The sequence below is a fragment of the Virgibacillus sp. LDC1 genome, from assembly GCF_025792345.1.
In the GTDB taxonomy this organism is placed as follows: Bacteria; Bacillota; Bacilli; order Paenibacillales; family Paenibacillaceae; genus Paenibacillus_AQ; species Paenibacillus_AQ lautus.
Window position 1 is genome coordinate 13,791 of the sequence record NZ_JAOXLZ010000003.1, and the last position, 11,603, is coordinate 25,393.

9 protein-coding genes are annotated in these 11,603 nt (G+C 52.2%); 6 read left to right on the forward strand and 3 right to left on the reverse strand.

The window, feature by feature from the left end; all coding sequences use genetic code 11:
• Positions 1-1,785, reverse strand: coding sequence for a cache domain-containing sensor histidine kinase (locus OHJ21_RS23735; RefSeq protein ID WP_486021332.1), 1,785 nt, complete (start codon positions 1,783-1,785; stop codon positions 1-3).
• Between the two features lie 154 nt (positions 1,786-1,939).
• Between OHJ21_RS23735 and OHJ21_RS23740 the strand changes: the two genes are divergently transcribed.
• From OHJ21_RS23740 to OHJ21_RS23750, 3 genes are all read left to right on the forward strand, one after another.
• A complete protein-coding gene (locus tag OHJ21_RS23740) occupies positions 1,940-2,821 on the forward strand; it encodes a carbohydrate ABC transporter permease (RefSeq protein ID WP_486021333.1) in 882 nt (293 codons plus the stop codon).
• Positions 2,821-3,657, forward strand: a complete 837-nt coding sequence (locus OHJ21_RS23745; protein WP_076326017.1) for a carbohydrate ABC transporter permease — start codon at positions 2,821-2,823, stop codon at positions 3,655-3,657. Before OHJ21_RS23740 ends, OHJ21_RS23745 begins: the two co-directional genes overlap by 1 nt.
• A gap of 142 nt (positions 3,658-3,799) precedes the next feature.
• Positions 3,800-5,089, forward strand: coding sequence for an ABC transporter substrate-binding protein (locus OHJ21_RS23750; protein ID WP_486021334.1), 1,290 nt, complete (start codon positions 3,800-3,802; stop codon positions 5,087-5,089).
• Positions 5,090-5,359: 270 nt separating this feature from the next.
• Here the strand turns inward: OHJ21_RS23750 and OHJ21_RS23755 are convergent, their stop codons facing one another.
• Positions 5,360-5,572, reverse strand: a complete 213-nt coding sequence (locus tag OHJ21_RS23755) for a PLDc N-terminal domain-containing protein (RefSeq protein WP_100540066.1) — start codon at positions 5,570-5,572, stop codon at positions 5,360-5,362.
• A gap of 311 nt (positions 5,573-5,883) precedes the next feature.
• Here OHJ21_RS23755 and OHJ21_RS23760 point away from each other — a divergent pair, with 311 nt between their 5' ends.
• The 3 genes from OHJ21_RS23760 to OHJ21_RS23770 all read left to right on the forward strand — a co-directional run bounded on the left by OHJ21_RS23760 (position 5,884) and on the right by OHJ21_RS23770 (position 10,862).
• Positions 5,884-8,985: a DEAD/DEAH box helicase gene (locus OHJ21_RS23760; protein ID WP_486021336.1), complete on the forward strand. Its 3,102-nt coding sequence runs from the start codon at positions 5,884-5,886 to the stop codon at positions 8,983-8,985.
• Between the two features lie 69 nt (positions 8,986-9,054).
• Positions 9,055-9,792: a hypothetical protein gene (locus OHJ21_RS23765; RefSeq protein WP_486021394.1), complete on the forward strand. Its 738-nt coding sequence runs from the start codon at positions 9,055-9,057 to the stop codon at positions 9,790-9,792.
• 191 nt (positions 9,793-9,983) lie between these two features.
• Positions 9,984-10,862 carry a M15 family metallopeptidase gene (locus OHJ21_RS23770; protein ID WP_100540069.1) on the forward strand — a complete coding sequence of 293 codons (879 nt, stop codon included), beginning with the start codon at positions 9,984-9,986 and terminating at the stop codon, positions 10,860-10,862.
• Between the two features lie 281 nt (positions 10,863-11,143).
• Here OHJ21_RS23770 and OHJ21_RS23775 read toward each other — a convergent pair whose 3' ends face one another.
• Positions 11,144-11,512: a hypothetical protein gene (locus OHJ21_RS23775; protein WP_100540070.1), complete on the reverse strand. Its 369-nt coding sequence runs from the start codon at positions 11,510-11,512 to the stop codon at positions 11,144-11,146.
• Positions 11,513-11,603 lie beyond the last annotated feature (91 nt).

Consider the following 11,603-nt stretch of genomic DNA (forward strand, 5'->3'; position numbering starts at 1 on the left):
CTACTGTTCACTCTCCCATGCGTTGATATCGAGCGTGACCCTGACGCCGTGAGGCACGACATTCTCTATTGTTAATCCAGCCTTGTTGTCGGAGTATAAGTTCAAACGCATCAATACGTTTAAGAGCCCGATCGAATCATTGCCGGCATCGTTTCGGTCAGGGTGACCGTAAGCGGTCGCTAGCTTGCTGCGAATCGAAGCAAGCTCTGCTTCTTCGATGGATGACCCGTTATTTTCAACGACGACGATCAAGCGGCGATCTTCCGAGATGCGGGAAGACATGGATATATGGCCGACGCCGGCGTGTGTATTCATGCCATGCTTGAAATAATTCTCAACAATCGGCTGCAGGATCATCTTCGGAACCGGAGCCGTAAGGCTCTCCGGATCCAAATCCCAAGTAATGTCCAGCTGGTCCCTGAACCGCTGCTTCTGCAGCTCAAGGTACAGCCGCACATGGTTGATCTCATCCTGCAGCGTTACTTTCCCCTCGCTGTTGCGCATATTGTAGCGCATCATATTCGCCAGCGAAGAGAGCAGGGAATAAATTCGCGGCACATTGTGCTGCAGGGCCAAGGTACCGATCGACTGGAGCGAATTGTATAGGAAATGCGGATCAATCTGGGCCTGGAGTGCCTTCAGCTGATTGGTCTTATTGGCGATTTCCAGCCGGTACTCACGCAGGATCAGGTTGTTGATGGTGTCCATCATGGTTCGGAAGCGGCGGGAAAGAATCCCGATCTCATCCGGGCTTGTAACGTCAATATCCACGTCAAGCCGCCCGGTTTTCACCTGATTCATATAGCTTGTGAGTTGTTTAATGGGTCTTGTAATTCGAATGGATATCCATAGGGTGCCAAATATGACAATGAACAGTGCTAATATCGCAATAATCGCGTTAATACTCGTTAGTTCTGTCGAATGTTTGTACAGCGTTTGATGCGGGATTTGTTTGACAAGCGTCCAAGGAGCGTAAGGCAAATCGAGCTTCTCGTAAACGATCATCGCGTCTTCGCCATCGTAATATCCATTATCCGCTTGAGCGATTTCGCCCATTAGCACAGGGTCGTCCAGACGTTGCCCTCTCTGCTGCGGATCCGGACCATAGATGATGCTTCCCTTGTCATCAATCAAGTATAGCTGTTCTTCCCCTTTAGCATACAGTTGGTCGCAAATGGCCAAAATACTGTCAAGCTTCACATCGATCGCCATAAGGGCATATTGGTCGGGTGACGGCACGTTGGTGATGGATCGATAGAAGGTGAAAACTTCAAAATTCAGAATGTCCGCAGGCCGCGGAGGGAAGCCGTAACTGTGCACCTGATGGACGGGCTCGATGGCCGTATTGCCCGGGCCAAACTCTTCTATTTTACGGTACGGCGCCTGCCGGAATTCCCTGCGAGGCAGATTGCTGGATACCTGGGTGGACTGACCTGTCAAATGATTGTGCAGATAAATTTGATGCACGTCCTGCGTGCCCGTTTGAATGGCCTGCAAGGTCGTATACAGCTCGGCTACAACCCGGTGATTATCGGGATCTAAGGCAAGGTTGCGCAGAAAATGGGGATCGGAATATACGGACAGGGAGGCGCGGTCGATGCCGCGCAAATAGTTCATCAGATTGGTGGCTCCTTGATAAATCAACCGTATATTTTCATCCACTGTCTGCTCCTTCACGGACTCGCGGGTATGCGTAAACGTAATGAGCAGCGAGAGCAGGAGCGGAATGGTTGTGACAGCGAGCATGAACGTGATCAGCCGGGTCTGGATGCTGCGGTATTTCATGAAGGATCACCCCCTGGATTATCGAATGGGCATAAGCGCGTATGGTCAATATTTTACACCTAACGGTTCATGATTCTCCGTGTTTATTGTTTACAGGTTACCGCATAATGGCTGTACATCATACAACAACTTAACGAAAAGGGGAGATCAAGGGATGAATCGAAAAAAATCTTCGGCGCTGCTGCAGCAGTTTCTTTTCGTGGGACCCTCCACTATTTTTTTCATCCTGATCATGATCATTCCGTTCCTTCTGGGTCTTTATTATTCCTTCACGAACTGGAATGGCGTGTCAAGCAAAATCGACTTTGTCGGCTTTGATAATTTTGTTACCATTTTTACCAATGATGATAAATTCCGTGATGCCTTCTGGTTCACAACCCGGTTTACGGTGCTTGGGGTCATCCTGACGAATCTGCTCGGATTTTTACTGGCATACTTCCTGACCAAGCCGCTTAAGACGCGGAACGTGCTCCGGACGATCTTCTTCATGCCAAACGTCATCGGCGGCTTGCTGCTCGGCTTCATCTGGCAATTTATTTTTGTCAAAGGATTCGCGGCGATTGGCAATGCCACAAACCTGGGATTCTTTAACCTGCCGTGGCTCGGCACGAAGGGAACTGCCTTTTGGGCAATTGTAATCGTTTTCGTATGGCAGACGGCCGGTTACCTGATGGTCATCTACATCTCCTCGCTCAACAACGTGCCGAGGGATATTCTTGAGGCAGCCGAAATCGACGGCTCGAGCAGAGGACAGGTACTGCGGTCCATTATTATACCGCTTGTCATGCCGGCGGTTACGGTATGTTTGTTCCTGGCGATTTCCTGGTCCTTCAAAATGTTCGACTTGAACCTTTCCCTGACCAAAGGCGGACCGTTCGGCTCCACAGAGTCGGTGGCCATGAATATTTATAACGAGGCTTATACGAATAACCGTCTCGGACTCGGAACGGCGAAGGCAGTCATCTTTTTCATCGTGGTTGCCATCATAACAAGTCTGCAGGTTCGATTCACGAAGAGCAAGGAGGTTGAAGCGTAATGGAGACCACGAGAAAATACCGGCTGAACACCATGGCCACCGAGATCATCATGATCATCGTAGCGCTGCTCTTCCTGGTCCCGTTCTACTTCCTGTTCGTGAACTCCGTGAAAACCTTCGGCGATCTGTTGACGGACTCAGCAGGGCTTCCGACCACTCTTGAATGGAGCAACTATTCACGGGCGTGGGATATCACCAACTTTCCGCAGGCGTTCTGGAACTCGCTGGTCGTTACGGTTGCCAGCAATCTGCTGCTGGCGATGTTAAGTGCCATGACCGCTTACCAGATGGTTCGACGGAACACGCGTTTTAACCAGATCATGTTTGCACTGTTTGTAGCGGCGATGGTCATTCCGTTCCAATCGATCATGATTCCGCTCGTGAAAGTGACGGCAACGCTTGGCATTAACAACAGCTTGTACGGGCTCATTATTTGTTACCTGGGCTTCGGGGTTCCGCTGAGCGTGTTCCTGTTCCATGGCTTCGTGAAATCGATTCCGATGGAGATCGAAGAAGCCGCAACCGTGGATGGATCCAGCGGCTACGGCGTATTTTTCCGGGTGGTATTCCCGCTGATGAAGCCGATGTTCGTTACGGTCATTATTCTGAACACTTTGTGGATCTGGAATGACTATCTGCTTCCATCCTTGATCCTGCAGTCCGCAGAGCTACGGACCATTCCAATTGCTACTTTTGCCTTTTTTGGGCAGTATACGAAGCAGTGGGATTTGGCTCTTCCAGCGCTGGTGCTGGGGATCATGCCGGTCATTATTTTCTTCCTGGCCATGCAGAAATACATCATTGAGGGCATTACGCAAGGAGCGGTGAAGGGGTAGCCGTCAAACGGTCAATTCCTTCCCCCTCAAAGATCAATATAATACCTGATTTAACGAAAATAGGTTGATTATACTGAAAAAGTAAACGCTATCAACGAATGCAGCACACGATGTTATAGAAGAAAAAAAGGGAGGATTCACAATGAAGAAATACGGTAAGCTGCTCCTGGTCATGGTTCTGGCGTTCTCCACGCTGCTTGCAGCCTGCGGCGGCAAAAATGAGGACAATCAAGGCGCTGATGGTGGCGCCGAAGGCGGAACGAAAACGATTAAGATTTTCCAATTTAAAGTCGAAATCGCCGAGGCTCTGAATAAACTGAAAGCCGAATACGAAAAAGAGCATCCCGGCGTTAAGCTGGACATTCAAACCGTTGGCGGCGGCTCTGATTACGGCGCGGCGCTGAAAGCGAAGTTCGCTTCCGGCGATGAGCCGGACATTTTCAACGTTGGCGGATATCGCGATCTCGAAACGTGGTTCGAGAATGTCGAGGATCTGTCGGACCAGCCATGGGTGAAGGATGTTGTTGACGTTGCCAAAGAGCCTATGACCAAAGACGGTAAACTGTACGGACAACCGATGACCATCGAGGGTTATGGATTTATTTATAACAAAGACTTGTTTGAGAAGGCAGGAATTACCGAGCTTCCTAAGACACTCACGGAGCTTGAGGAAGCAGCTAAAAAACTGCAAGCGGCCGGCATTACGCCATTCGTGAACGGATACCAAGAGACCTGGATTTTGGCCAACCACTTGCTGAACATTCCATTCGCCCATCAAGAAGATCCGGATGCATTTGTCAAAGGAATGAATGAAGGCACGGAGAAACTGGTAGGCAACGCGAAATTCGACGAATGGATGAGACTGTTCGACCTTACCGTTCAATACGGGCAGAAGAACCCGCTGACGACGGATTACAACACGGAAATCACGACCTTTGCCAGTGGTGAAGCGGCCATGACCCAGAACGGGAACTGGACGCAAGTGCAAATCGACGGCATCAATCCGGATCTGAACATCGGCCTTCTGCCAATGCCGATCAATGACAATGCCGAAGAGAATGACAAGCTTCCGATCGGCGTGCCAAACAACTGGGTCGTGAACAACAAATCGAAGGTGAAGGATGAAGCCAAGGAATTCTTGAACTGGCTTGTCACTTCGGAGACCGGTAAACGTTATATTACGGAAGAGTTCAAGTTCATCCCGGCACTGACCAGCATCGAAGCGAACAGCGAGACGCTTGGCGACCTGGGCAACGATGTCATGAAATACAGTAAAGAGAACAAAGCGCTTAGCTGGGAGTTCAACAAATTCCCTGACGGCGGCATGAATGAATTCGGCAGTCAGATGCAAGGTTATGTGGCTGGCAATGTGGACAAGAACCAATTGTTCGAAGGCATTCAGAAATCATGGGAAAGCTTGAAGGCGAAGTAAGCACGAGAGTGGCGCTCTATATAGCTATACCTTCGAAATGATCCATTGACGTGAATAGAGGCTGTCCCTAAGTATATTGTCTCTTGAAAAACAGCCTGGATTTCCATTCATGCATCATAAAAGGTCGAAGACAGACTCATTTAGAGCGCTGGTCTTCGACCTTTTTGCTTCTTGTTGCAACATACTTCAGTTTTGGGGACACCGTCTTTATCATTGATAAGCATGAACCTCGTGGCTAAAGGGAGAAGAAGAATCGGAGCATGGTCACCATTAATAATGATTGCGGATTAGCAAATAAATAATCAGACCGACAACAGGGAAGAACAACAAGCCCAGCACAACCAGAATCGCAAATTCGGGGCTGCGGCCTTTTCGCCGGGCGTCATTATAACCCCATACGCAGACGGCAATGTGAAGAAGGAAGAAGAAAAGTCCCAGCAATAAAGTCAAAATCCCGATAACACCAACACCAACAAAACTCATAATGAAATACCCTCCCGAGCTCTAAATGTATGATCTACATACGGTCGATCGGCAGAAGGGTCGCAAAAAAACGAAAAGATTTGGAATTTTCCTGCTGGAGCAGCCGAAGATTGTATAAGAATACGGATATTTTATTAACCTATATAGGAGAATTCTGCAATACATAGATCACAACGAAATAGTAAATACATGGTATGATAAAGATTGACGTTATTTTGGCGTGGGAACGATTTCGCATCGTTTTGAAATGTTGAAGCTATCGTATAAGATAGTAATAATATCTATAAAGCAGGAAAAGACGGGAGACAACGATGAATCAACCGCTCTATGGCGTATGGTTAGGTGACGTATTCTTTTGTTTTTCCGGTGAGGTTTCGGAACCGAGAGTGGACGCATGGAGCCGCGTGGTCCGTACCTTTCGCAGACCGGATGGAACCCGTCCCTTCGCTAACGCTTCCCTCCGGCTTGCCGAGCTCAGGTATCCGGCCAAAGTCCTCGGATCGAAAAGCACACGGCGTCCGGAACGGAAGACACTTGGCGGACGGACGATGGAAGGGCTTGCTCTGACACCGGGAGACGCATTTCAATTGCTGATCTCGCTGGATCCTGAGTATTATCAGGCTCAGGGTCTAAGCGTCGGTGAAGAAATGGAATATTGGGTACAAGCGAGCAGATTTGCATTGGAGCTGCTACTGCAAGGGAAGTTTGCACCAGGCACGGCCGAGGTGCCTTCCGTGGGCAGACGCCGGACTACGATGCAAAATATAAAAGCGGTATGGAAGCCGCAGCTGTCTGCCGAGGATGCAGCGCGCTTTCTGCAGCTGGCAGCGAATATCCCGCCAATTGCCATTGGGACGCCTGCAGCTCTTGCCGGATTCGATCCTTCTACCCGTGAGGAAGCAGGGGCTATTGTGCTGTATTCTTTTCTGTGCAGCGTGATCGACAGCCAAGCCCGGGCGGCTGTCCGTGAATCGGAGGATAAACTTCGGACCTATCTGGCGAACTACCGGCGGGGACAATCACCACTGGCGGAGCTTTGGTGGAACAGCCTATTGACCGTCAGTCGGGATATTCCCATTCAAGGGACGGCTGAGGAAGTCAGCGAGCTGGAGGAAGCCGTTGAACGTATTGGAGGGACGGCGTTCCCTTATGCCAGCGGGGAGGATCAGCCTCCCGAGAACGGAACCATTGGACTTGGGCTGCGGCTTGAGCCGCCCCTGGATGAGAGCCACAAGGACTGGAAGGTGTCCTTTTGGGTACGAAGCCAGGAGGACGAAGGTTTATTGATGCCTGTCCGCAGCATATGGGGAAATCCCGAATCCGATCAGCTGATCCGTGGACGGATGTATTCCAGGGCTCAGCTGCAGCTGTTAATGAAGCTGGGAGAAGCGACAGAGCTGGCACCGGAGCTGGCCGCAGGCTTGTATGGGCGTGCTCCCGAGAGCGTGTCGCTGTCGCTTGACCGCTTGTCCACGTTTATGAAGGAATCGGTTCCGAAATTAACGGCGAGCGGAGTCACGGTTCAAATGCCTTCACGATGGAGCAGGGAAGGGCGCCGCCGCGTCGGCTTATCTCTCAAAATGATGCCGGATGCAAGACCATCCGGTGAGGCGCATCCGCTGCCGGTGTTAGGCATGGAGCATCTGGTCAGCTTTCAGATCTCCGCAGCGATGGGAGGCCAATCCCTGACGCGCGAAGAATTGAAGTTTCTGGCCGAACAGAATCTGCCTTATGTCCAGTTCCGCGGGGAATGGGTTGAGGTGGATCTGAAGGAGATCAACCAAGTGCTGCGTTTCATGAAGCGCCATGAGAAGGGCGAGATGGAGCTCGCGGAATGGATGCACCTTAGCGCTGATATGGATGGAGAACGCCTGTGGAAAGGTCTTTTTATCGAAGAAGTGGAGACAACGGGTCTGCTATCTTCCTTACTGGATGGTGAAACGGCCCGCAAGCTGCCGTCCCGCCCAATTCCTTCCTCGCTACATGGCGAACTGAGACCGTATCAGGAACGGGGGTATCAGTGGCTTAGCGTGATGCGCGATTTGGGATTCGGTGTTTGCCTTGCCGACGATATGGGACTTGGAAAAACCGTGCAGGTCATCACTTGTCTGCTGGAGCGTCTCAATACGGAATCCGCTGGCGGACCGGTGCTGATCATTTGCCCGACTTCGCTTCTGGGCAACTGGCAGCGGGAAATTCAGCGTTTTGCACCGGATCTGACCTTACATGTGCACCATGGCGTTCGACGTCTGCGTGGAGAAGACTTCCTGCAGGAAGCGGCCAATCATGATATCGTGTTAACCACCTATCACTTGGCGGGAAGAGACAGCGGTGATTTATCTGCGATCCAATGGTCGAGCGTGGTGCTCGATGAAGCACAATATATTAAGAATTACCGTACGAAGCAGGCGCAGAGCGTCATGAAATTATCTGCGCCACACCGTATTGCCATGACCGGAACACCGGTGGAGAACCGTTTGGCGGAGCTGTGGTCGATCTTTCATTTTCTCAATCCGGGATATCTCGGCTCCTTTAACACCTTCCGTCAGCGCTATGCGCCGGGAGAGGGGCAGCAGGAGAGATTCCGTGAGCTTCATAAGCTGGTATCTCCATTCATGCTGCGCAGACTCAAGAGCGATCCGGATATCCGCAAGGATCTGCCGGAGAAGCTGGAATTGAAATCGTATTGCCCGCTGACCGAGGTTCAAGGCGCGATGTACCAAGCGGTTGTCGATGAGATGATGGGACAGATCGAGAGCCGGACGGGCATGGCTCGCAAGGGACTTGTGCTTTCCTCCCTCACTAAGCTGAAGCAGATATGCGATCATCCGCAGCTGCTTCGACGCGACGAAGGACGCGCGGTGCGTGCGGAGTCCTCGGGCAAAATGGAGCGCATGCTTGAAATCCTCGACAGCATTTCGGATGTCGGTGAATCCGCGCTGATCTTTACCCAGTATGTGGGCATGGGTGAGCTGCTGGTAAGCATGCTTGGACGTAAATACGGGAAGGAACCGTATTTCCTTCATGGCGGGGTGCCAAAACGGGAGCGGGATGAGATGGTACGGGCATTCCAGGCAGGCGAGGGGACTGAGTTCTTTGTTCTGTCGTTAAAAGCCGGGGGCGTAGGCTTGAATTTGACCCGTGCGAACCATGTGCTCCACTATGACCGGTGGTGGAACCCGGCGGTCGAGAATCAGGCGACGGACCGTGTATTCCGGATCGGTCAGCACCGTAACGTTCAGGTGCACAAGCTGATTTCGCAGGGAACGCTGGAGGAACGGATTGACGAGCTGATCGATCAGAAGAAGGCGTTGTCCGAGCAGGTTGTCGGGTCGGGCGAAACCTGGCTGACGGAAATGTCGGACGGTGAGCTTCGCCAGTTGATTGAGCTGCAAGAGCAAGATTGGATGTAACCGGATGGCATACGGCGCGTGAAGCAGCCGAAAAAACATACAGAAATGGACGCCAAGGAGGTGTGGGCTATGGAATCTGCGGAATCGGCCGGACGGATCAGGCTGGAGATCGAACCGGGATGGTTAAAGGGGAAAGTAGATGAGGCCGTCGAATCATCAGGGACCTGTGAAGTCAGCATTCAGGTAAAGACGCTGAACCCTGCTGCCCGTGAGGCGGTGCTGGCTTATCTGGAGGAAGACCCGCAGGCGTTGTACCACCTGCTTTCAGGACAGGATACTCCATGGCTGGACGAGCTGGCGCCGTCGCCCCTGCAGGGCGAAGAGCCGGCCGCCGATGCCCGCTGCACCTGCGGCCAAGCGGCCTGCGGGCATGCCGCAGCCTTGCTGGCTGCCGCGGCCCAGCGGCTTGCGGCAGAGCCGCTCCAGCAGCTGACGCTGCTGGGGCTGCCGCGGGAAGCGCTGCTGGCCGGCGTCTTCGACGCCTGGGCCAAAGCAGCCCCACCGCCGGCAGGCGGCTCTGTCGCAGAGCAGGCCACCCGCGCGAAGGAGAAGGGGCCGTCCGGTCCTTCTCCGGGCGAATGGGTGGCCGAAGCGGCGGCCGAGGGCCGATTGCACCGGCCCGGCCCGCAGCTTAGCGAGCTGGCGGTGCAGCTGTCACCGCCGCCTCCGGCAGATCAGCTGGGCCCCGTCGGCGACTGGACAAGCTTACTGCCTGGCGTTCGCGGCGCTTCCAAAGCGCTCGGCGTGATAGCCCGCGGAGCGGCCAAGCAAGCCGAGCAGAAGCGCCGCAGCTTGAAGTCGCCGTAGGTATGGGAATCCATCCATCACGGAATTGAATGAATTTGTTAGAAGCGGCGCCATAAATCGGGGCAATCTGCCGGATATCTGACCTAAACGGAGATGATCCGGCTTGATTCGACAGCCGCTCGTTTGTCCTGCTCATTCTGAATAAGGTACAATGAGTGCAGGACAAACCGTGGGAAAGGAAGAAGCAAAAGATGAATGCATTTTCGGGAAAACGTACACGATTTACAAGCGTAATGCTGTCATCCTTGCTGTTAGCAGGGGCCATTCTGGCAGGCTGCCAATCGGATGATGCGGGTTCCGGTAAGGAACAGGGTCAGGAATTGCAGTCGCCGGCAGAGGGCCAGGAAGGAAACACGCTTCCAGAGGGCGACTCGGGCAATGGTGAGACAGGGGCTGAGAATCAGCCGGCGGATCCGGTCATGGCGAAGCGCAGCGAGAATGCACTTCAGGCCACGATCCAGGAGAGCGGCGGCAAGCAGGTCGTAACCAACGCAGAGGCCGTTACGGTTGTTGTAAATAAGCAGCGCAGCTTGCCGGATGGTTATGAACCAAGTGATCTCGTGGAGCCGAATGTTCCCTTTTCTTTTGATGAGCCGCATGAAAAACGGCATCTGAGAAAAGAGGCGGCGGACGCGCTCGAGGAATTGTTCGATGCGGCCAAAGCGGACGGCATCGAGCTGCGTGCCGTATCGGGATACCGTTCTTATGGCCGTCAGAAAACGATATACGAGAATAATGTTCGTACCAAAGGGGAAGCCGAGGCTAACCGTGTGAGCGCGGTGCCGGGTACGAGTGAGCATCAGACAGGCCTTACGATTGACGTGTCCAGCCCAAGCGCAGGCAATGCGCTGGAAGAAACGTTCGGTCATACGGAGGAAGGGCAGTGGCTGGCGCAGCGTGCGCCGGAATTCGGCTTCATCATTCGTTATCCGGAAGGGGCCGAGGATATTACCGGCTATGTATACGAGCCGTGGCATATCCGTTATGTAGGCAAGGATCTGGCGCCGGATATTGCCGACAGCGGCTTGACGCTGGAGGAATACTTCGATGAGGCGAACATTAAACTGTAAGCTGTGCTATTAGTCGTAGGATAAACGGGACTTTTTATCCTTGTACCCCGGCTTGCGAATCTATAAAGTAGAACAGGACCTGCGCAAGGCCGGGCGATGTTCTTGTTATACGAATGAATCCCGGAGCGGCTTGGCTCCGGGATTCATTCGTATTTTAAGAGATAAGAAAGCATAAACTTCAGAGGTTTACCATCCTGATCTAGCAAGGAAAACTTTCGCTAAATGCGGTCTGTCTTCTGAGAAGATACATCGAATGCGTTTTTCTTATGGACTGACTGTCTTTACTTATTTAATGGCGAGTCTTCATAACCGGGATCATCATAGCCAGTGTCGTTTAGCTTGCCAAGGATGTTCATGTCCTCAATGGTTTTGCGGGTGCGTTCATCTCCATGTTCATGGAGAAAGTGGTAGAGGTTTATCGTTCGTTCATCGTATTGATCGGCAGCATCATCATGATCTGCCGACTTATAAGGGACGAATGTCCGTTTAAACGCATACCGATCGCTGCTGCTGACTTCATAGAGGAGCCCCCTCAGCTTTGAGACCTCTTCATCATCCATATATACGACATATTCGTTCGTATCGTTCGGTACATCCTGGATCAGATTGTGATTGACTGAAACATAATACGTCTTTTTATCGTTTGTCATATTAAATCCCTCCAGACTTCGGCAGCTAAGGGCTGCACGGAATAGGACGCGGCTGTAAGCCGACAGTATCCGGCATGGTACTGTCCAGTTT